We start from the raw sequence: 21,281 nt of genomic DNA, 5'->3' as shown, positions 1-21,281 counted from the left end.
AAAAGACTTCAAAAAGGATATAGCGACTGTTCGTCACTAATTCAAAAAGCTTTAGATAATTTAAATTGGAATAGTAGAAAAGGTGTGAACGTAACTACACACAGAATGGGCGTAGAAGGGGACAGTAGATTTAGAGAAATTCCAATGTCTGAACTTAAACGCGGGGATATTGTGTGGTATAGAAATGATAAGAACGGAGTATACTTCGGACACGTAGGTATCTATTTAGGTAATAATCAAGTATTTGAAGCTATATATGCAGGAGTTGGAGTGTATTCAAAAAAGCGTATAGCGTGGCAACGTGCTTTTAGAGTTAAAGCTTTGGAAGCCTCTAATATTGTAGTTAAAAATGTTGTGAAATTTACCGCTAAAGGAATTGTAACAGCGAATGTACTTAATGTTAGAAGTGCTAATTCAGTGAATGCTGAAAAAGTTGGAACACTTAAAAAAGGTCAAGAAATTCAGATAAGTGCTAAAGCTGATGATTGGTTTGAATTAAACTATAATGGTAAAAATGCTTATGTTAGCGCAGCTTATATAGACTTAAAAAATACAACTCCTGCTGAAAATATTCAAATTTTTATAAATGGTAATTTCTTTAAAAAAGGATATATAATTGATGGAGTGACTTATGCTTATATCAATAATGAAGAAAAAGCTATAAGAAATATTTTTGAATCAATAGGAGCTAAAGTTGAATGGCAAGGCGATAAAGTACAAATTATTATGTAATTTAAGACATACATTTGTATTAATGTAAATTTTAGATGGATTAGAATGGCGTATATAAAGCCGTTTTTAGGAGGAAAATATGGAAAATTTTATAAGTAATTTAGTAGTAGCTAATATGTTAATTGTTGTTGCACTCGTTGGGGTTTTGCAATCTATCAAAAAAGTAATGCCTGAAAGTGCATATAAATATTTAGAATTGATAGGAATTTTTTTAGGTGCTTTAGCAACTATTGCTCAAAATGGTGTGAGTATAGAAAGTGTGCTAAACGGTATCGTGCTTGGATTAGCAGCAGGGAAGCTATATGACAAGATAGTTGATAGTGTGTTTAATCAATTTAAGCCAGGGGAATAATCCTCTGGCTATTTTTATTTTCAGAATGTTGTGCAACTGTTGTGCAACGGGTTCGAAAATTTCGCAAAATTTCGACAAATTTCGATAAATTTCGAAAAAGAAAAGTGATGTCAAATCAAGTAGACATCACAATCTTAGTAAATTACAGTATTTCAAAAAAGTTAAACATTAAATTTAAAATTTACTACATCCCCGTCTTTCATTACATATTCTTTCCCCTCACTTCTGATGAGACCTTTTTCTCTTGCTTCAGCCATAGAACCTGATTTAACAAGGTCTTCATATGATATTATGTCTGCTTTTATAAAGCCTCTTTCAAAATCAGTATGAATTTTACCCGCAGCACCAGGAGCTTTGGTGCCATCTACTATAGTCCAAGCACGTGTCTCCATTTCTCCAGTGGTTAGATAAGAGATAAGACCTAAAAGTTTATAACTTGATTTGATTAATTTATCTAAACCTGCACTTTCTAAACCTAGTTCTTCCATAAACATTTCTTTTTCATCATCATCTAGAGATTGAATTTGAGATTCTATTTCACAGCTGATAACTACAACCTCATCGTTTTGATTTTTAGCAAATTCTCTAACTTTTTTTACTAATTCATTTTCTTCGTTTTTATTGACTTCATCTTCAGATATATTAGCAACATATATAACACTTTTATCGCTAAGTAATTGATAATTTTTAAGAAATTTTTTCTCTTCATATGTTATATCTAAATTTCTAGCGGGTAAGCCTGATTCTAAAATATCTCTTAATTTTTTTAGCAACTCAACTTCAAAAGTTAAAGTTTTATCTCCTTTTAATTGTTTTTCTGTTTTTAATAGTCTTTTTTCAATTTGTTCTAAGTCAGAAAAAATAAGTTCTAAATTTATATTTTCTATATCTCTTAACGGATCAACTGAACCATCAACATGGATGACATTATCATTGTCGAAACATCTTACTACATGTACTATAGCATCAACTTCTCTGATATTTGCTAAAAATTGATTTCCCAATCCTTCGCCTTTGCTTGCGCCTTTAACAAGTCCAGCTATATCAAAAAATTCTATATGTGCAGGTACAATTTTAGCTGAGTTGCTCATTTTAGAAAGAACATTAAGCCTTTCATCTGGGACACTTACAACTCCAACATTTGGTTCGATAGTGGCGAATGGATAATTTGCAGCCTCAGCTCCAGCTTTTGTCAAAGCATTAAAAAGTGTTGATTTACCAACATTAGGTAATCCTACAATTCCTAGTTTCATTTTTGTCCTCTTTCATTAGTTTATTTAAATTTACAATTTAATTGGTTTTATCTAAGAAATATATTATAATAAAATTAATAAATTTAAAAGAGGTGAATGTAATGAGTGCTATAGTCATAAGTGATTTGACGAAGAGAATGGGCAAAAAAAAGGTATTTCAAAACCTCGATTTAGAAGTTTTGGAGAGTGAATTTTTTGCACTTTTAGGACTCGAAGGGGCTGGAAAGACTACAATAGCTAGAATAATATTCAATTATCTTAAACCTGCAAAAGGGCAAGTGATGGTTTATGATATGGATTGTACTAAAGATTCTAAATATATAAAAGAAAGTGTTTCATATATTCCAGAGGAAGTTGTATTTAATGAAAATGTTAGAGCGTCATATTTGTTTAAGAAGACTTTGTCTGCTCATAATCTACAAAATACAGAAGAGTTGGATAAATTATTGGAACTTTTTAATTTTAATCAAAGATTAAGATTTTCTGAAATGACAGGATCAGAGAAGAAACTTTTTGCTGTTATAAATGCTCTTATTATAAAACCAAGGTTAATAGTAATGGATGAACCATCTAAAGGATTATCTAGTGAACAGGTTGCTATTCTTTTTGATCATTTAAAATATTTAAAAGAAAATGAAGGACTAACTGTCTTTGTGCTTACAGATAGTTTAATGGAAGCGCAAAGATATTGTGATAGAGCGGCTTACCTATATGATGGAAAGATAAGAGATATAGAATATTTAAAGGATAAGATTTCAAATGATAAATTAATAAGAATTCATACAAACATTTCAGATTTAACTCCATTCACTGAAATAGGAGCTATTCTATTAAAAAATTCTCCGTATGAAAAAATATTTTATTATGATAAAGATATGAATTTATTATCAAATGTAATTAGCAGACATATGATAGATGATTATACAATTGAAAATTCATCTCTTAGAGATAAAATCTCCGCTTATTATGATACTGAACATGCATATGAAATAGAAGCTAATTATCATAGAAACCTTTCGCTAAAAAATGAAAATATAGAAACTGCAATTAAAACTGAAACAGAAGTTGAAGCAGATGTAAATGTTACTGATGTTCAAGATAATGATGTTGATATTATTTCAGAAAATATCAATCATGATACTATCCAATTAGCTCCTAAAGGAACAATTTTAAAGGATGGAGAGGTTATTAAAAAACCCGAGGATGTATCTGAGGAGGGGGTGAAAAAATGATTTTTTCTAGAGAAGTAAAATCTAATCTTTCAAAACTTTTTGCTTGGTTATTAGTTATTTCAATTTTGACCGGGTTGCTGATGTCTATTTATATACTCATGTTAGATGCAAATATGAAAAGCATTTTTGATAGCTTTCTTTCATCTCTTTCTGATAATGTAAAAAATGTATTAGGATTTAAAGAGGGTATAGATTATACAGATATTTCAGACTATTTAGGGTTTATATTTCAATATATATTTGTATTTATTGCAATGTTTGCAATGCAACTAGGTGCAAATTCTCTAGCTAGAGAACAATCACAAGGCTCAATAGGTTATATATATTCAAATCCTATTTCCAGAAGTGAAATAGTAACTCAAAAGTTTTTAGCAAATATGTTAACATATTTTATCATGTTGTTCTCATTGGCTCTAGTGACTTTTGGAATAGTATATGTCATACACATGGAAGTAGAAGTGAGCATGCAAATGGCAATATTTGCAATAGCAAAAATATTTGGCGGAATGTTTATTGGCGGGTTAGTGTTTATGAGTGTAGGGTTATTTTTTAGTTCTATGTCTAAATCAACTAATTTTACTGAAGGCACATCAATTTTATTTGTATTACTTACATTATTAATAACAATTTTTGGGAAAATATATGGTGCTACATTTAAGGCGGTTGTGGAAAAATTTACTTTGGAAATTTTCAACCCAGTATTTTTTGTAAAAGAAGAGTTTAATATTGCGGGGATGGGAATAAATTTAGTGATTTTAATTATATTTGTGCTACTTTCATATATTATTTACAATTCAAAAGAATTAGATTATTAATCCTGTTTAAAACAGGATTTTTTTCTTGATGAATACTAACTTATATGCTATACTTGTAACCGATGATTTACTACACACACCTTTTGATGTGTTGAGAGTTGCAGAAATGTCCTCAATTACAGATGATGAAGGTGGAGGATTTAAACAAAGGGGGAATTTTTTTGTCAGTAGTAGCAATGAAAAACTTATTAGAAGCAGGGGTTCACTTTGGGCATCAAACAAGAAGATGGAATCCTAAGATGGCTAGATTTATCTTTACTCAAAGAAACGGTATTTATATAATAGACCTTCAAAAAACAGTAAAGAAAATAAATGAAGCTTATGAATTTATTAGAGAGATTTCAGCTGATGGCGGTACTATTCTTTTTGTAGGTACTAAAAAACAAGCTCAAGATGCTATAGAAAAAGAAGCTAAGAGATGTGAAATGCCATTTATAAATCAAAGATGGTTGGGCGGTCTTTTAACTAACTATCAGACAATAAGAAAGAGAATAGATAGACTTCATAGAATAGAAGAAATGGAAGAAGATGGGACTTTTGAAGCTCTTCCTAAAAAAGAAATTATACAAATAAGACATGAAGGAGAAAAATTAGAAAAGTTTCTTGGCGGAATTAAAGATATGGGTAGAATTCCAGATGCTATATTTGTAGTTGATCCACGTAAAGAGAGAATAGCTGTAAAAGAAGCTCATATTTTAGGAATTCCTGTAATAGGAATTATTGATACCAACTGTGATCCTGATGAAATTGATTTTCCAATTCCAGGAAATGACGATGCTATTAGAGCTGTAAAGCTAATAACTGAAACAATGGCAAACGCAGTATTAGAAGGTAAACAAGGTACTCAAAATGTAGATTTTTCTGAAGATGAAGTTAAAGAAGAATCTGAAGAAGTTAAAAATGAAGAATCTCAAGCAGAGGATACTGTAGAAAATATAGAAGCGTAATTAATTTTGAGAGTTCTAAAGCTTGTCTTTGAACTCTCTTTTTTAGGAGGTAAATTATGGAAATAACAGCAGCATTAATCAAAGAATTAAGAGACAAGACATCAGCAGGTATGATGGATTGTAAGAAAGCGTTACAAGAAGCAAATGGAGATATAAACAAGGCGGTAGACATTTTAAGGGAAAAAGGATTGTCTTCTGTTGCTAAAAAATCAGGAAGAATTGCAAGTGAAGGTATTGTAGAATCTTACATTCATGGAGGAAGAATTGGAGTTTTAGTAGAAGTAAACACTGAAACTGATTTCGTAGCTAAAAATGATGAATTTAAGAGTTTTGTAAAAGATATAGCTATGCAAATTGCAGCTGTAAACCCTAAATATGTAACTCGTGAAGAAGTTCCTCAAGATGTTCTTGAACATGAAAAAAAAGTTCTTACAGAACAAGCTTTAAATGAAGGAAAACCTGAAAAGATAGTTGAAAAGATGGTTGCTGGAAGACTTGAAAAATTCTATGAAGAGATCGTACTTTTAGACCAAAAATTCATAAAAGACCCTGATGTTAAAGTTCAAGATTTATTAAACAATATCTCTGCTAAAATTGGAGAAAAAATTAGTGTAAGAAGATTTGTTAGATATGAAGTTGGCGAAGGACTTGAAAAGAGAGAAGAAGATTTTGCAGAAGAAGTTGCAAAACAAATAGGACAATAAGGAGCCAATATGGAGCCTAAATATAAAAGAGTTGTTTTAAAGTTATCAGGAGAAGCGTTAGCAGGAGATAAAGGAGTTGGAATTGATATTCCTACTGTTAAGAAAATTTCTGAGCAAATTAAAGCAATTCATGCCTTGGGTGTTGAGACTAGTGTTGTAGTAGGTGGCGGAAATTTCTGGAGAGGCAGAGATTCAGCTGATATGGATAGAGCTACTTCAGACTATATGGGCATGTTAGGAACAGTTATGAATGCTCTTGCTTTTCAAGATTCTCTTGAAAATTTGGGAGTAATGACAAGAGTTCAAACTGCTATAGAAATGAAAGATGTGGCTGAGCCATATATAAGAAGAAGAGCTATAAGACACCTTGAAAAAGGGAGAGTAGTAATTTTTGCAGCAGGAACAGGCAGTCCATATTTTTCTACTGATACTACTGCAGCTTTAAGAGCTGCGGAAATTGATGCTGAAGTTATACTCATAGCTAAAAAGGGCGTTGATGGAATTTATGATAGTGACCCTAAATTAAATTCAAATGCTAAAAAGTTTAAAGAATTATCATACCTTGAAATTTTAAATAGAGAGTTAAAAATTATGGATACCACTGCAACCTCATTATGTATGGATAATCAAATTCCACTAGTAGTTTTTGGAATTGATGAAGAAAAATCCATGTTAAATGTTGTTGAAGGTAAAGATATGGGCACAAAAGTGCGTTAAGGAGAGAAATATGATATCTGATGTAAAAAAAGATTCTGAACAGAAAATGTCTAAGTCTATTTCAGTTTACAAAGAAGATCTTCAAAGTATTCGTGCTGGTAGGGCAAATCCAACTTTATTAGATAAAATTGCAATTGATTATTATGGACAAACAACACCTCTTAACCAAATTGCCGGAATTTCAGCTCCAGAACCAAGATTACTTGCAATCCAACCTTGGGATGCAAATACTATTCCTGAAATTGAAAAGGCTATTTTAAGATCTGATTTAGGAATAACACCATCTAATGATGGAAAAATAGTAAGACTTGTAATTCCTCAATTAACTGAGGAAAGGCGTAAAGATCTTATTAAAGTTGTAAAAAAGAACAGCGAAAATGCTAAAGTTGCTCTTAGAAACATCAGACGTGATTCTATGGAAGAGATTAAAAAATTAGAAAAATCTAATGAAATAACTGAAGATGATAGAAAAAGAGCTGAAGACGAAATTCAAAAAATAACAGATAAATATATTGAAGAAGTTGACAAGATTACTAAAGATAAAGAAAGTGAATTGTTAGAAATTTGAGATTAGGGCCCAAAAGGGTCCTAATTTTATATGGAGGAATAATGAACATTGATATGAATAATCTTCCAAAACACATTGGTATAATAATGGATGGAAATGGAAGATGGGCAAAAAAAAGAGGGCTTCATAGAACTTTTGGTCACAGAGAAGGTACGAAAAGGGTTATTGAAATAGTAGAAGCTTGTTATAAATTAGGAATAAAATCTCTTTCTCTGTATGCTTTTTCTACAGAAAATTGGAAAAGACCTGAATCAGAAATATCTAAGCTAATGGATTTATTAATTTATTATATAGAAAATCAACTTGAAAAAATAAAGAAAAACAATATTAAAATTAATGTCTTAGGCGATATTTCTCAATTACCAACTAAAGTGAGGCTATCTGTTGAGCGTGCATTGAATGAAACAAAGCATAATGATAAAATGATATTAAATATTGGACTAAATTATGGTGGAAGAGATGAAATTGTAAGAGCTACCAAATTAGTTGTAGAAGAAGTTTTAAATGGAAATATTAAGCTTGAAGATATTACTTCAAAAGTATTTGAAAATCATCTATATACTTCTAATCAAGATGAATTAGATCTTTTGATTAGGCCTTCTGGAGAATTAAGAGTTAGTAATTTTATGTTATACCAATTAGCATATAGTGAATTTTGGTTTTCAGATGTATTATGGCCTGATTTCACTGAAGAAGTTTTGTTAAATGCCATAAGTGATTTTCAAAAAAGAAGTAGACGTTATGGGGGAATTGATGAGTGATCTACGTACTAGAGCTATAACAGCATTAATAGGATTAATTTTAATTTCTATAGTTTTATTTATAGGAGGATTTGCCCTTAAAGGGACTATTCTATTAGTAAGTATTTTAGCTATTTATGAAATGAGCAGAGCTCTTAATTTAATAAATATAAAACTAAATATTATAGCTATTATGGTAGGCTTAATTAGTATAATAGGATTGCAAACTTTAAATTTAAATATTTTTAGTAGTTTAATTGTAGTTTTTTTTGTTTTAGCTATTAGTTATCTTTTTTCAAATAAGATATCATTAGTAGATAGCGGAATAACAATGCTAATATTTTATTATATTCCATTAAATTTAAGCCTATTAATCAGCTTAGATAAAACTCCATTTTTATATTTGGTATTTATCATAGCTTTTTCTACTGATACATTTGCATATCTTACAGGTGCAAATTTTGGAAAGATAAAATTGCTGGAAAGTGTAAGCCCTAAAAAGTCTGTAGAAGGCTTTATTGGTGGAATTCTTGGATGTCTTATTTGTTCAATATTTTATTTAATGTATTTTAATCTAAATTTTAGTATATTGAGTGTAATATTTATTGTCTTGGCATCTGTTATGGGTCAGATAGGCGACTTGTTTGCATCAAAGATAAAAAGGCTTGCCAGGATTAAAGACTATAGCAATTTATTACCAGGACATGGAGGAGTTATGGATAGAATAGATTCAATTATATTTATAATTCCACTTATATATTCTCTATTAAATATAGTCAATAATTTATAGTTCGGGAGGAAATATGAGCACATTAATCGGATCGATAATAGTATTTATGTTAGTAATAACATTACATGAATTAGGACATTTTACGGTTGCTAAACTTTGCAATATAAAAGTTAATGAATTTTCAATTGGCATGGGGCCAAAACTAGTAAGTACTATAAAGGGAGAAACTTCATACAGCTTAAGATTGTTACCAATAGGTGGATATGTTGCTATGGAAGGAGAAGAAGAAAATTCCAATGACCCAAGAGCTTTTAACAATGTCAATGTTTTTAAAAGAATGGCTGTTGTCATAGCAGGCGTAATTATGAATTTTATACTAGCAGTTATAGCGTTTTTGATTGTTTTTTCAATTTTAGGTGTTAGAACCAATGTAGTTAAAGATGTAATTGATAATTCACCAGCAAAGATGGCAGGTATGTTATCAGGGGATAGAGTTGTAAGAATAGAAAATGTTGAGATTAGAGATTGGGATAATTTAGTAAGGAATATTTCAAGTAAAACAGATGAAGTTTCAATAGCTGTTAATAGAGATGGTAAAGAAATTTCATTAAATGTTAAACCAGAGTTAAAAAATGGAAAACATGTAATAGGAATTACTCCTAAAATTCAAAAGAATTTTTTGAGTTCTTTTACAGCTGCTTTTAAGCATACTTTATCTGTTATAAAAGATGTATTTAAAACAATAAAAATGCTTTTTAGTGGAGAAGCAAAAGTATCTATGTTAGCAGGACCAGTAGGAGTAATAAATTTAATAGGAAAAGAAACGGCTAAAGGGTATTTAAATCTTTTAAATATTTTAGGAATAATAAGTGCTAATTTAGCTATAATTAATTTATTACCAATACCAGCTCTTGATGGTGGGAAATTTTTATTTTTACTTATTGAGTCTATAACAGGTAAAAAGTTAAGTGAAAAAGTTGAAAATTCTCTTAGCTTAATAGGCTTATCATTTTTATTTGGTATTATGATATATGTAACGATTTTTGGTGATTTAAACAGAATAATAAATGGGTGATTTTATGATTAATAGAAGGCAAACAAAACAGATTGTGGTTGGAAATGTTCCTGTTGGTGGAGACGCTCCTATTACAGTTCAATCCATGACAAATACCAAAACTAAAGATGTACAGTCTACAGTAGCTCAAATTTTACAATTAGAAAATGTAGGATGTGACATTATTAGATTTGCTGTAAATGATAGAGATGATGCAGAAGCTATACAAAAAATAAAAAAATCTATTCATATTCCTGTAGTAGTAGATATACAGTTTGACCATAGATTGGCAGTTATGAGCGCCGAGATGGGAGCAGATTGTATTAGAATAAACCCTGGAAATATTGGAGACAAAAATAAAGTTAAAGAAGTGGTTGAAGTTTGTAAACACTATGGGCTCCCTATTAGAATTGGTGTTAATTCAGGTTCAATTCACAAAGATTTGCTCTCTGAAATGGGAGGAGTAAATGCAAATTCTATTGTACAATCAGCGATGAGAGAAATAGAAGTTTTAGAAGATTTAAACTTTTTTGATATTAAAGTTTCTCTGAAAGCTTCAAATGTTAATTTATCAATAGATTCTTATAGTGAGTTTTCAAAAATATGTGATTATCCATTACATTTAGGAATAACTGAAGCAGGTCCTGCATTTCAAGGTGCTGTTAAATCTGCTGTTGGAATAGGATATCTTCTAAGAGAGGGAATAGGCGATACTATAAGAGTTTCTTTAACATCTGACCCTGTTGAAGAAATAAAGGTTGGAAGAGAAATTTTGAAGTCTTTAAATCTTTTGACAGATGGTATTGAGATAATTTCATGTCCTACTTGTGCAAGAACAAATATTGATCTGTTAAGTTTAGTGGAAAAAGCTGAAAAGCAACTTTCTCCTATAAAGAAAAATTTGAAAATAGCACTTATGGGATGCGCTGTTAACGGTCCTGGAGAGGCAAGAGAAGCTGATATAGGAATTGCCGGGGGAATAGGAGAGGCTATCTTATTTAAAAAAGGTGTAATAGTCAAAAAAATTTCTGAAGAAAATTTGTTAGATGAGTTAGTAAAAGAAATCAAAAATATGTAGGTATATTATGGAATTTGAAAAATTATTAAAAGAATTAAATTTAGAAAATAATTTTCCCAAAACTGAAGTTCAATTCAAAAAGTGTATATTAGATAAAAATAATTTAAGTGTTAAATTTGAATTTCTTTGTAATGTTGAATTAACTGGCGAAAATAAATCTCTACTAGAGGCTGAGTTACAAAAATATTTATCTGGTTTAAATGTTAAGTGCAGTTTTGAAATTTCTAACTTTATATCCGTTGAAGATGTAGTAATTAATACATTGCTAGAATATAGTCCATCTATTAGAAGTTGTATACAAAACATTGAAATCGTAACAAATGAAAGTAGTATAAGTATAGCTCCTCCTAAAGAGGAGTTATATTACGCTTTGACATCAAATGGGTTAAGTGAAAAGTTGAGAGAAAAATTACTTTCATTTAAAGAATATAAAATAGAATTTATAAAGCCTAAAGAAAATTGCCTATGTAGTGAAGAAGAACTTGAAAAGAAATTAGATGAAATTCAAGAATTTGAAAAGAATTTAATTCAAAATACAGAAATCTATAGGGCAGTTGCAAAACAAGAGGTTGTTGCAGAAAAAGAATTTAAGTACGGTAAAAAAGATATTTATGAGATTTCTCAAATAGCCAATGTAAATTTAAATCAACCTAAGGTAACTATAATAGGCAAGATATTCAAAATTGACATCAAGGAAATAAAGGATTCAAAATTTATATATACAATTTCATTAAATGACCATTCAGGTTCTTATTATGCGAAAGTATTTTTATCGGAAGATAGAAAAGCGGAATTTGATGCTAATTTAAGTGTAGGTACTACAATTTTAGTTACTGGTAATCCTCAATATGATAATTTCCTAAGAGACCAAGCTTTATTTATAAGATATTTAGAAATTGTTCCAGAAGAAGTTCCTGTAGACCAACAAGAAATCAAGCGTGTTGAATTGAGATTGCACACAAGAATGAGCACTATGAATGGAATTAACCCATTTAAAGATTTTGCTAAAAGGGCTAAAGCTCTTGGGATGAATTCAATTGCAATTACAGATCTAGCTGATGTTCAAGGTTTCCCTGAGGCGATGGATGCGAGTAAAAATTATGACTTGAAGATTTTATATGGATTGGATGCCAATTATATAGATGATGACCCTAAGATACTTATGTGTACAAATGACCCATCTTTAGAAAACAGAACTTTTGTAGTTTTTGACATTGAAACCACTGGTTTTTCTCCAAGAACTGATGAAATTACAGAAATAGGTGCAGTAAAAGTAAAAGATGGAGTTATAATAGATCATTTTTCTCAACTAATAAACCCTAATAGACCGATACCAGAAGAAGTTCAGAAATTAACGGGAATTACACCGGCTTTAATTAGCGAAGAACCGATGATTGATAAAGTGATATTTGATTTCTATGATTTCTGTAAAGATACTGTACTAGTTGCACATAATGCGGCATTTGATACAAGATTTATACGCAGAGATATGACTAAATATAATTTGAAATTTAATTTCGATGTAGTTGATACTTTATATCTAGCTAGGGCTTTAGTACCTGATATGAAAAGATTTAATTTAGGAGCTCTTTCTAAAAAGTTTGGAGTATCACTTGTCAATGCTCATAGAGCGGTAAATGATGCACAAGCTACGGCTTTAGTTTTTATAAAATTACTTGAGTTAGCAAAAGATAAAGATGCAATTTCAAACTTGAATATTTTATCTAGCAATATAAATCCGGCAGTACTCTTTGAATCACCAGTTTCTATTTTAGTTAAGAATAATATAGGGCTTAAAAATTTATATAAATTAGTTTCGGCATCTCATTTAAAATATGTTAGTAGAGTTGCAAAAGTTCCTAAATCTTTAATAGAAAAATATCGCGAAGGTTTGTTAATTGGAAGTGGAACTTCTAAATCACCTTTGTTTGAAGCTGTTCTAAATATGGAAGAAGAAAGTAAAATAAGAGAAATAGCAAAGTTTTTTGACTATATAGAGTTGCAGCCTATTGAAGATAATATAGAGCTTATACAAAACGGAATGGTAAAAGATAAAAAAGATTTAGAGGAAATAAATACTTATCTTTATAATTTGGGAAGGGATTTAAATATTCCAGTAGTTGCTACTGGGGATGTATTTTACTTAGAACCTAAGGATGATTTAACTAGAAGGATTATATTATCTAGTCAAACACCACCAGTCAGAGGAGCCAATATTCCCAAAACTCTCTTTTTTAGGACAACAGATGAAATGCTTAGAAGCTTTAGTTATTTAGGAGAAAGAGAATCATATGAAGTAGTTGTTGAAAATACAAATAAAATAGCAGATACTATTGAAAAATTAAATCCAATACCTGATGGAACTTATCCACCATCTATTGATGGAGCTGAGGATGATTTACGCAATATCTGTTATAATAAAGCGCATGAAATATATGGCGAAACTTTACCTAAGATAGTTGAGGATAGACTTGAAATAGAATTAAAAAGTATTATAGACAATGGATACGCGGTATTGTATATAATTGCACAAAAGCTAGTTGCTAAATCAAATGGAGATGGATATTTAGTAGGCTCTAGAGGTTCTGTGGGCTCATCATTTGCAGCTACTATGGCTTCTATAACAGAAGTCAACCCACTTGTGCCACACTATGTATGTCCTAATTGTAAATATTCAGAGTTTTTTACTAATGGAGAAGTTGGTTCAGGAGTAGACCTTGAAGATAAAAATTGTCCTGTTTGTGGAACGAAGATGAAAAAAGATGGGCATGACATACCTTTTGAAGTATTCTTAGGATTTAATGGAGATAAAGAACCTGATATCGATTTGAATTTTGCAGGAGAATATCAACCTAATGCTCATAAATATACAGAAGAATTATTAGGTGAAGGTTATGTATTTCGTGCAGGTACAATAGGCACAGTAGCGGATAAAACAGCTTATGGATATGTGCGAAAATATTTTGAAAACCAATCAGTTCATTCAGCTGAAATAGATAGACTAGTTAATAATTTAGTAGGTATTAAAAGAACTTCAGGGCAACACCCTGGGGGAGTAATGATTGTACCAAAGAATAAAGAAGTTTTTGATTTTACTCCAATACAACATCCAGCTGATGATATAAATTCAACTGTAATAACTACCCATTTTGATTATAATTTCATTCATGGTAAAATTCTTAAACTTGATATATTAGGGCATGACGGTCCTACAATAATAAAAATGCTGGAAGATTTTACAGGTATAAATTCAAGCAAAATACCTCTAAATGACCCTGAAACTTTAAGCCTCTTTAGAAATGCAAAAGCTCTAAATTTAAATGAAGATATTTTTAAAACAAAGACTGGAACACTAGGAATTCCAGAATTTGGCACAGGATTTGTAAAACAAATGTTAATTGAAACTGAACCTAAAAACTTTGCTGATTTAGTAAGAATATCTGGTTTGTCTCATGGAACTGATGTATGGACAAACAATGCTCAAAGTTTAGTAAATGATGGAAGAGCAGAATTATCAGATGTTATATGTACTAGAGAAGATATTATGACATACTTAATTCGTGCAGGTGCCGAAAATAAAATGGCATTTGATACTATGGAAAAAGTACGTAAGGGGAAAGGTCTTACAGAAGAACAAAAAACTATAATGAAAAATCTAGCTCTTCCTGAATGGTACATTGAATCGTGTGAAAAAATCAAATATATGTTTCCAAAAGCACATGCTGTTGCATATGTGACGCAGTCTTTTAGAATAGCTTATTTTAAATTGAATTATCCTTTGGCCTTCTATGCTACATTTTTCACTATAAAGCTTAATGATTTTGATGGAGAACTTGTGCTTCAAGGATATGAAGCTGTTAAAAATAGGGTTGAAGAATTGAAAAAAGCTGATACTTTAACAGCTAAGGAAAAAGGACAAATTACTATATTAGAGGTGGTTCTTGAAATGTTTGCGAGAGGATATGAGTTTGAGAATGCAGATATATATGAGTCTGAGGCAAGTAGGTTTTCTATAAAAAATAATAAAGTCTTATTACCGCTAAGGGCTTTTATAGGAGTTGGTGACTCTGTAGCTAAGCAAATAGTTTTGGAAAGAGAAAATGGACCTTTTATTTCTATTGAAGACTTTAAAAAGAGAACAGGTACTGGAAAGAGTACAACTGAAATATTAAAACAAAATCATTTATTAGATGATTTTCAAGAAACTAACCAAATAAGCCTGTTTAACTTTTAGTTGCTTGAAATAATTTTTATATGTGATATAATTAAATTAATAAATAGAAAGTTACTAAAGAGTGGGTTTTCCCACTCTTGTTTTTGTAAATAGGGGGTGTATAATGAGCAAGAAAGAAATAGTTGGCAAAATTAAAGAAATTGCACTAAAGCATGCCAATATACTTGGATATGAATTAGTAGATATTGAATACAAAGCTGGCAAAAAACATGATTTATTATCTATTTTTATCTATAGAGAAGAAGGGATAGATTTAGATGATTGTTCTAAGATGAGTAGAGCTATAGATGAAGATATTGAAAACTTAGATATAATAGAAAATTCTTATTATTTAGAAGTATCTTCTCCAGGATTAGACAGACCATTAAAGACACAAGATGATTATAGAAGAAACATGGGTAAAGATGTAACAATCAAGCTATATGCACCAATTTATGGTAAAAAACAGATAGAAGGTTCATTACTTAATTATGATAAAGAAAATGTTGAAATCGAATCTGAATCTAATATCATCAACATTCCGATCAAAACAATTGCAAACATGGTACAAACCATTAAATTTTAGGAGGAAATATGAATCAAGAATTCATAGAGGCCTTAGATGAGCTAGAAAAAGAAAAGGGAATTTCAAAAGAAGTTGTATTTTCCGCACTTGAAGCAGCTATGGTTTCAAGTTATAAAAAGAATTTTGGAACAAGCCAAAATGTAGAAGTAAATATAGATAGAGAAACAGGTAAAATTGACATTTATGCACTGCAAGATATAGTTGCAGATGAAGATTTAATTGATGACAAAACTCAACTTTCAATAAGTCAAGCAAAGAAATTAGACACTAAATATGAAGTTGGAGATGTCTTTTCCAAAATGGTAGATCCTGCAAAATTTGGAAGAATAGCAGCTCAAACAGCTAAACAAGTAGTAATTCAAAGAATAAAGGATGCTGAAAGAGATATAATATTCGATGATTTTACAGACAGAGAAAATGAGATAATAACAGGTCAAGTTCAAAGAGTATCATACGGAAATGTATTCTTTGACCTTGGAAAAACTGAGGCTATATTGCTACCTTCAGAGCAAATAAAAGGTGAAACCTATAAACAAGGCGCTAGATTTAAGTTGCTATTAGTTGAAGTAAAGAAAACAACTAAAGGCCCTCAAATAATATTATCAAGATCTCATCCTAACTTAGTGAAGAGACTGTTTGAATTAGAAGTCCCAGAAATAGCCGAGGGAATAGTTGAAGTTTATTCAATAGCAAGAGAAGCAGGTTCTAGAACCAAGATAGCTGTATTTTCAAAGGACGAAGAAGTAGACCCGTTGGGAGCTTGTGTCGGCTATAAAGGAGCAAGAGTTAAAGCCATTGTAGATGAATTACATGATGAAAAAGTTGATATTGTAATTTATAGCAAAGATATAGATACTTTTATAGCAAATGCATTAAGCCCATCTAAAGTAGAAAAAGTTTTTATTAATGAAAAAGAAAAGTCGGCTTTAGTAGTTGTTCTGGATTACCAATTGTCTTTGGCTATAGGAAAAGAAGGACAAAATGCTAGATTAGCTGCAAAACTTACAGGTTGGAAAATTGATATAAAGAGTACAACTCAGTATGAACAATATTTAGAAATTGAAAATATAACTGAAGAAGATTTATACGAAAGATATGGTTGTAAGTCTGATTTTTCAAAAGAAACAATAGAAAATCATGACGATTCAGTAGAAATTTCAAATGAAATAACTAGAGGAATTGAAAAAGATGAGAATTAGATTATATATTTAAAGGCGTTGGAGAATTTATGACAAAACCAAAAAAAGTACCTATGAGAAAATGTTTGGGTTGTGGAGAAAATAAACCTAAATCAGAGCTTATAAGAGTTGTAAAAAATAAAGAAGGCGAAGTTTTCCTAGACGTTAGTGGTAGAAAAAATGGCAGAGGTGCATATCTGTGCTATGATGAAAATTGTTTGGACAAAGCAATAAAGTCTAAAGCTTTAAACAGAGCATTTGAAATGGAGATAGATGATGAAACTATTGAAGAATTAAAAAGATCCATTAAAGATATGCCTTAATTAGGAGGTGGCCGTATGTCAAAAATTAGAGTACATGCATTGGCGAAAGAATTAAACCTAAGTAGTAAGGATTTACTACAAAAAATGGCAGAATTAAATATTGATGTTAAAAATCATATGTCAACACTAGAGCCTGAAGATGAAAAAAAGATAAGGAATGCTTATCAATCTAAATCTGGAGGAGCAAAAAATATACAAAATAAAAATTCTGTTGTAAATGATGAAGTTAATAATTCAGATACAAAGAATAAACATATAAAAGATAATAAAGGTAAGAGTGGTCAACAACAATTGAATAAAAATTTCGATAATAAAAAAAATAAAGACACTAAAAATTCTGAAAAGAATAAAGAATTTAAATCAGATAAAAATTTTAGCAAGAAACATAATACAAAAGAAAATTTTAAATCTGAGGGAATAAGCGTAGGTAAAAATAAGAAGAAAAAAAATCAATACAATAAAATTGATATGGAAGATTTAAATGAACTTGGAAACAGGAGAAAACAAAGAGATTTAACAAAAAAAACTCCTGCTAAAAAAAGATCTAAAGCTCAAAAAAAGCAAGATAAAATTGATGCTATAAAAAATGATGAGTCTCCTATAAAAATAAAAGCGCCTATAACTGTAAAGGAATTTGCAGAGAAATTATTTTTGCCGGTGACACAAATAATTTCTAAATTGATTGTTCTTGGGATAATGGCAAGTCAAAATCAGGAAATAGATGAAGACACTTGTATATTAGTAGCGGATGAACTAGGCATAGAAATAGTTATAGATGAACCAGAACAAGAAATTTCCATAGAAGAAAAGTTAGGACTTGATTACGAAGATAGCGAAAAAGACTTAAAAAGCCGTCCTCCAGTTGTAACTGTTATGGGACATGTAGACCATGGCAAGACTTCTATTCTAGACGTTATTAAAAAGTCTCATGTTCAAGAATCTGAAGCTGGTGGTATAACTCAACATATAGGTGCTTATACTGTAACAGTAAACAAAAAGAAGATAACTTTCTTAGATACTCCAGGTCATGAAGCATTTACCTCTATGAGATTGAGAGGAGCTTTAATAACAGATATAGCTATATTAGTAGTTGCCGCAGATGATGGTGTAATGCCTCAAACAATAGAAGCAATATCTCATGCAAAGTCTGCAAATGTACCAATAATAGTTGCTATTAATAAAATTGATAAACCAGGCGCTAACATTGACCGTGTAAAACAAGAACTTCTTGAAAATGGATTGATGAGTGAAGACTGGGGTGGAGATACTATTATGGTTCCCGTTTCAGCAAAGACTAAAGAAGGTATTGATGAACTATTAGAAATGATAAACTTGGTTGCAGAAATGCAAGAATTAAAAGCAAACCCTAATAGAATGGCAGTTGGTACTGTTATAGAGGCTAAGTTAGATAAAGGTAAAGGACCTATGGCTACTGTTTTAGTTCAAAAAGGTACACTTAACTTTGGGGATACTGTAGTATCTGGAGTATCAAGTGGAAGAATTAGAGCTATGACAGACGATAAAAATAGGAACATTAAAAAGGCAGGCCCATCTATGCCAGCTGTAATTTTAGGTTTGTCAGATGTTCCAAATGCCGGGGAACTTATCTATGCTGTAGAAGATGAAAAAACTGCAAGAACTATAGCCGACTCTAATAGAGAAGAATTAAGAAAAAATAGAATAAATTCAGGAAGCAAGGTTTCGTTAGATAATTTATTTGACAGAATAAAAGAAGGGGAAATGAAAGACCTAAATATCGTGGTTAAAGCCGATGTTAAGGGATCAGTTGAGGCTTTAATTCAATCTCTTCTTAAACTATCCAATGAAGAAGTTAAAATAAATGTAATCCATTCAGGCGTTGGCGGAATTAATGAAAGTGATGTAACTTTAGCTTCTGCATCAAATGCCATTGTCGTAGGATTTAATGTAAGGCCTAACATCAATGCTATTGAACTTTCAAAGAATGAGGAAGTTGATGTAAGAACATATAGAGTTATATATGACATTATAGATGATGTAGAAAAAGCTGTAAAAGGTATGCTCGATCCTGATATCGTTGAAGAGATCATGGGAAGATGTGAAGTTAGACAAACATTTAAACTTCCTGGAAATATAATAGTAGCTGGTATTTATGTGCTGTCAGGAAAGATAGTTCGTAATGCTAAAATAAGGGTTTTAAGAGAAGATGTAGTTATTCATGAAGGTGAAGTAGCCTCTCTTAAGAGATTTAAAGATGATGTAAAAGAATTAAATACTAGCTTTGAAGGTGGCCTTGGAATAGAAGGATTTAACGATGTTAAAGATGGAGACCTTATAGAATGTTATATTATGAAAGAAGTTAAGAGGGAGTAATATGAATCCAAAACGTACACAACAAATATCAGAAGAAGTTAGAAGAGCCATATCTGATGTAATACAAAATAAATTAAAAGATCCAAGAGTTCCTGATATAGTTAGTGTATCAAGAGTAGATGTAACTAACGACTTATCATTTGCAAAAGTATATATATCATTTTTTACGAATGAAATAGAAGAGGCTATGCAAGGAATTAACTCATCTAAAGGATTTATAAAAAAAGAACTTTCTAGAATGGTTAAGTTAAGAGCTATGCCTGAACTTATATTTATTCATGATGATTCTATTGAAAGAGGCTTGGAAATGAATAGATTGATAAATGAGGTAAACCATGGTAACAGAAGAGATAGCTAAAGCTATAAGTTCCGCTAATACAATTTATGTAGCATCCCACATGAATCCGGATGGAGACAATGTGGGGTCTCTAATGGGAACTTATATAATTTTAAAAGGAATCGGAAAAGATGTTAAAGCTGTTGTAATAGATGAGATACCTGAGAATTTAAAATTTTTACCTAGACTTTCAGAAATAGTTACAGATGAGGGCTTGAAAGCTCCGGATTTATTTATTACAGTGGACTGTGCGGATTTAGATAGAATAGGAGCTTTAAAAAATTTATATCTTTCTGCAAAAAACAAGATAAATATAGATCATCACAGTACAAATACTAACTTTGGAGATATAAATTTAGTAGACCCAAACTCTCCTGCAACTTGCGAATTAATATTTTATTTGTTTAATGATTTAGGTTATGAAATAAATACTGATGCTGCAACTTGTCTATATACCGGGATATCGACAGATACAGGAAGTTTTAAATATGACAGCGTAAAAAAATCTACATTTAATGCAGCGGGGATATTAATTGATAAAAAGATAGATATAAATAAAATAGGAGTTAATTTATATCAAAATCGCTCTAAAGAAAAAACGTCTCTACTAATTATGGCTATGAATTCAATCAAATACTATTTTGATTCAAAGTTAGCTATAGCTTATGTTGATGATAAAATGATAGAATCATGTGGAGCTAATAAAAGCGATTCAGAAGGTATCGTTGAATTTATAAGAGATATTAGTGGAGTAGAAGTAGCTGTTTTATTAAAAGAAAAGAAAGAAAACATCAGACTTTCTGTACGTACAAAAGAATATATTAATGCAATAAATATAGTATCTTCTTTCGGTGGCGGAGGACATATTAGAGCGGCAGGAGCAACTTTGCCCCTACCATTAAGCGATAGAATTAATGATATTGTAAAAATTGTTGAAGGTGAACTAAATGGATGGAGTTCTAGTAATCGATAAGCCAAAAGGAGTTACTAGTCATGATGTGGTTTATATGGTTAGAAGAAAACTAGGCATAAAAAAGGTAGGACACACAGGTACTTTAGACCCTATAGCTACAGGTGTATTGCCTGTATTAATAGGTAAAGCAACAAAATTATCTGATAGACTTACAGCTTCTAGTAAAGAATATATTGCCGAGTTTAAATTTGGAATTCAGACAGATTCATTAGATATAACAGGTAATGTGACTCACACGAGTACTATGATCCCTTCTGAAGATTCGCTAAAAAAAGAACTAGTAAATTTCACAGGAGATATTCTTCAAGAACCACCTATATATTCCGCTATAAAAATAAAAGGAAAAAAGTTATATGAATATGCTAGAGCTGGTGAAAAAATTGAAATACCAAAAAGA

Annotated in this window: 22 protein-coding genes; 21 read left to right on the top strand and 1 reads right to left on the bottom strand. The window is 30.6% G+C overall.

Going from position 1 to position 21,281, the window contains the following annotated elements:
* The coding region (locus SOR77_RS08510; protein WP_320636683.1) for an SH3 domain-containing protein at positions 1-732 on the top strand (732 nt) is incomplete at its 5' end.
* 79 nt (positions 733-811) lie between these two features.
* On the top strand, positions 812-1,084 hold the full coding sequence (locus SOR77_RS08505; RefSeq protein ID WP_320636682.1) for a hypothetical protein: 273 nt from the start codon (positions 812-814) through the stop codon (positions 1,082-1,084).
* A gap of 161 nt (positions 1,085-1,245) precedes the next feature.
* On the opposite strand, the gene ychF is transcribed toward SOR77_RS08505, so the two are convergent.
* Positions 1,246-2,337 (bottom strand): redox-regulated ATPase YchF, encoded by a 1,092-nt coding sequence (gene ychF, locus SOR77_RS08500; protein ID WP_320636681.1) that lies wholly within the window; start codon positions 2,335-2,337, stop codon positions 1,246-1,248.
* Between the two features lie 101 nt (positions 2,338-2,438).
* Here ychF and SOR77_RS08495 point away from each other — a divergent pair, with 101 nt between their 5' ends.
* The 19 genes from SOR77_RS08495 to truB all read left to right on the top strand — a co-directional run.
* Positions 2,439-3,569: an ABC transporter ATP-binding protein gene (locus tag SOR77_RS08495; RefSeq protein ID WP_320636680.1), complete on the top strand. Its 1,131-nt coding sequence runs from the start codon at positions 2,439-2,441 to the stop codon at positions 3,567-3,569.
* Positions 3,566-4,384, top strand: a complete 819-nt coding sequence (locus SOR77_RS08490; protein ID WP_320636679.1) for an ABC transporter permease subunit — start codon at positions 3,566-3,568, stop codon at positions 4,382-4,384. Before SOR77_RS08495 ends, SOR77_RS08490 begins: the two co-directional genes overlap by 4 nt.
* A gap of 28 nt (positions 4,385-4,412) precedes the next feature.
* A complete protein-coding gene (locus SOR77_RS08485; protein ID WP_320636678.1) occupies positions 4,413-4,622 on the top strand; it encodes a hypothetical protein in 210 nt (69 codons plus the stop codon).
* Complete coding sequence (rpsB, locus tag SOR77_RS08480) at positions 4,546-5,331, top strand: 30S ribosomal protein S2 (protein ID WP_320636677.1); 786 nt, start codon at positions 4,546-4,548, stop codon at positions 5,329-5,331. The genes SOR77_RS08485 and rpsB overlap by 77 nt, the downstream gene beginning before the upstream one ends.
* Before the next feature lie 56 nt (positions 5,332-5,387).
* Positions 5,388-6,035 (top strand): translation elongation factor Ts, encoded by a 648-nt coding sequence (gene tsf, locus SOR77_RS08475; RefSeq protein ID WP_320636676.1) that lies wholly within the window; start codon positions 5,388-5,390, stop codon positions 6,033-6,035.
* 9 nt (positions 6,036-6,044) lie between these two features.
* Positions 6,045-6,752 carry a UMP kinase gene (gene pyrH / locus SOR77_RS08470; protein WP_320636675.1) on the top strand — a complete coding sequence of 236 codons (708 nt, stop codon included), beginning with the start codon at positions 6,045-6,047 and terminating at the stop codon, positions 6,750-6,752.
* Positions 6,753-6,762: 10 nt separating this feature from the next.
* Positions 6,763-7,320, top strand: coding sequence for a ribosome recycling factor (gene frr, locus SOR77_RS08465; RefSeq protein WP_320636674.1), 558 nt, complete (start codon positions 6,763-6,765; stop codon positions 7,318-7,320).
* A gap of 41 nt (positions 7,321-7,361) precedes the next feature.
* Entirely contained in the window at positions 7,362-8,081 is a 720-nt protein-coding gene (locus SOR77_RS08460; protein WP_320636673.1) for an isoprenyl transferase, read from the top strand.
* Complete coding sequence (locus SOR77_RS08455) at positions 8,074-8,850, top strand: phosphatidate cytidylyltransferase (RefSeq protein ID WP_320636672.1); 777 nt, start codon at positions 8,074-8,076, stop codon at positions 8,848-8,850. The genes SOR77_RS08460 and SOR77_RS08455 overlap by 8 nt, the downstream gene beginning before the upstream one ends.
* Positions 8,851-8,863: 13 nt before the next feature.
* The gene (rseP, locus tag SOR77_RS08450; protein ID WP_320636671.1) at positions 8,864-9,865 is read left to right on the top strand and encodes an RIP metalloprotease RseP; all 1,002 of its coding nucleotides are present in this window, start codon (positions 8,864-8,866) and stop codon (positions 9,863-9,865) included.
* A 4-nt stretch (positions 9,866-9,869) separates the two neighbouring features.
* Positions 9,870-10,922, top strand: a complete 1,053-nt coding sequence (gene ispG / locus SOR77_RS08445; protein WP_320636670.1) for a flavodoxin-dependent (E)-4-hydroxy-3-methylbut-2-enyl-diphosphate synthase — start codon at positions 9,870-9,872, stop codon at positions 10,920-10,922.
* Positions 10,923-10,929: 7 nt separating this feature from the next.
* On the top strand, positions 10,930-15,156 hold the full coding sequence (locus SOR77_RS08440) for a PolC-type DNA polymerase III (RefSeq protein ID WP_320636669.1): 4,227 nt from the start codon (positions 10,930-10,932) through the stop codon (positions 15,154-15,156).
* Positions 15,157-15,259: 103 nt separating this feature from the next.
* Complete coding sequence (gene rimP, locus SOR77_RS08435; protein ID WP_320636668.1) at positions 15,260-15,721, top strand: ribosome maturation factor RimP; 462 nt, start codon at positions 15,260-15,262, stop codon at positions 15,719-15,721.
* 8 nt (positions 15,722-15,729) lie between these two features.
* On the top strand, positions 15,730-16,920 hold the full coding sequence (gene nusA / locus SOR77_RS08430) for a transcription termination factor NusA (RefSeq protein ID WP_320636667.1): 1,191 nt from the start codon (positions 15,730-15,732) through the stop codon (positions 16,918-16,920).
* A 29-nt stretch (positions 16,921-16,949) separates the two neighbouring features.
* Positions 16,950-17,222, top strand: coding sequence for an RNase P modulator RnpM (gene rnpM, locus SOR77_RS08425; RefSeq protein ID WP_004821570.1), 273 nt, complete (start codon positions 16,950-16,952; stop codon positions 17,220-17,222).
* A 15-nt stretch (positions 17,223-17,237) separates the two neighbouring features.
* On the top strand, positions 17,238-19,574 hold the full coding sequence (gene infB, locus SOR77_RS08420; RefSeq protein ID WP_320636666.1) for a translation initiation factor IF-2: 2,337 nt from the start codon (positions 17,238-17,240) through the stop codon (positions 19,572-19,574).
* 1 nt (position 19,575) lies between these two features.
* Positions 19,576-19,932 (top strand): 30S ribosome-binding factor RbfA, encoded by a 357-nt coding sequence (gene rbfA / locus SOR77_RS08415; RefSeq protein ID WP_320636665.1) that lies wholly within the window; start codon positions 19,576-19,578, stop codon positions 19,930-19,932.
* Positions 19,910-20,884 carry a bifunctional oligoribonuclease/PAP phosphatase NrnA gene (locus SOR77_RS08410; RefSeq protein WP_320636664.1) on the top strand — a complete coding sequence of 325 codons (975 nt, stop codon included), beginning with the start codon at positions 19,910-19,912 and terminating at the stop codon, positions 20,882-20,884. Before rbfA ends, SOR77_RS08410 begins: the two co-directional genes overlap by 23 nt.
* On the top strand, positions 20,859-21,281 hold a 423-nt coding region (gene truB / locus SOR77_RS08405), incomplete at its 3' end, for a tRNA pseudouridine(55) synthase TruB (protein ID WP_320636663.1). The genes SOR77_RS08410 and truB, both read left to right, overlap by 26 nt.

Source organism: Peptoniphilus sp., assembly GCF_034090345.1.
Classification (GTDB): domain Bacteria; phylum Bacillota; class Clostridia; order Tissierellales; family Peptoniphilaceae; genus Peptoniphilus.
Note: the sequence above shows the minus strand (reverse complement) of the source record. Positions and strands in the feature narration are given on the sequence as shown.

Coding starts and splice junctions, on each gene's coding strand:
- SOR77_RS08505 (WP_320636682.1), top strand. CDS start 812: ATGGAAAATTTTATAAGTAATTTAGTAGTAGCTAATATGTTAATTGTT.
- ychF (WP_320636681.1), bottom strand. CDS start 2,337: ATGAAACTAGGAATTGTAGGATTACCTAATGTTGGTAAATCAACACTT.
- SOR77_RS08495 (WP_320636680.1), top strand. CDS start 2,439: ATGAGTGCTATAGTCATAAGTGATTTGACGAAGAGAATGGGCAAAAAA.
- SOR77_RS08490 (WP_320636679.1), top strand. CDS start 3,566: ATGATTTTTTCTAGAGAAGTAAAATCTAATCTTTCAAAACTTTTTGCT.
- SOR77_RS08485 (WP_320636678.1), top strand. CDS start 4,413: ATGAATACTAACTTATATGCTATACTTGTAACCGATGATTTACTACAC.
- tsf (WP_320636676.1), top strand. CDS start 5,388: ATGGAAATAACAGCAGCATTAATCAAAGAATTAAGAGACAAGACATCA.
- pyrH (WP_320636675.1), top strand. CDS start 6,045: ATGGAGCCTAAATATAAAAGAGTTGTTTTAAAGTTATCAGGAGAAGCG.
- frr (WP_320636674.1), top strand. CDS start 6,763: ATGATATCTGATGTAAAAAAAGATTCTGAACAGAAAATGTCTAAGTCT.
- SOR77_RS08460 (WP_320636673.1), top strand. CDS start 7,362: ATGAACATTGATATGAATAATCTTCCAAAACACATTGGTATAATAATG.
- SOR77_RS08455 (WP_320636672.1), top strand. CDS start 8,074: ATGAGTGATCTACGTACTAGAGCTATAACAGCATTAATAGGATTAATT.
- rseP (WP_320636671.1), top strand. CDS start 8,864: ATGAGCACATTAATCGGATCGATAATAGTATTTATGTTAGTAATAACA.
- ispG (WP_320636670.1), top strand. CDS start 9,870: ATGATTAATAGAAGGCAAACAAAACAGATTGTGGTTGGAAATGTTCCT.
- SOR77_RS08440 (WP_320636669.1), top strand. CDS start 10,930: ATGGAATTTGAAAAATTATTAAAAGAATTAAATTTAGAAAATAATTTT.
- rimP (WP_320636668.1), top strand. CDS start 15,260: ATGAGCAAGAAAGAAATAGTTGGCAAAATTAAAGAAATTGCACTAAAG.
- nusA (WP_320636667.1), top strand. CDS start 15,730: ATGAATCAAGAATTCATAGAGGCCTTAGATGAGCTAGAAAAAGAAAAG.
- rnpM (WP_004821570.1), top strand. CDS start 16,950: ATGACAAAACCAAAAAAAGTACCTATGAGAAAATGTTTGGGTTGTGGA.
- infB (WP_320636666.1), top strand. CDS start 17,238: ATGTCAAAAATTAGAGTACATGCATTGGCGAAAGAATTAAACCTAAGT.
- rbfA (WP_320636665.1), top strand. CDS start 19,576: ATGAATCCAAAACGTACACAACAAATATCAGAAGAAGTTAGAAGAGCC.
- SOR77_RS08410 (WP_320636664.1), top strand. CDS start 19,910: ATGGTAACAGAAGAGATAGCTAAAGCTATAAGTTCCGCTAATACAATT.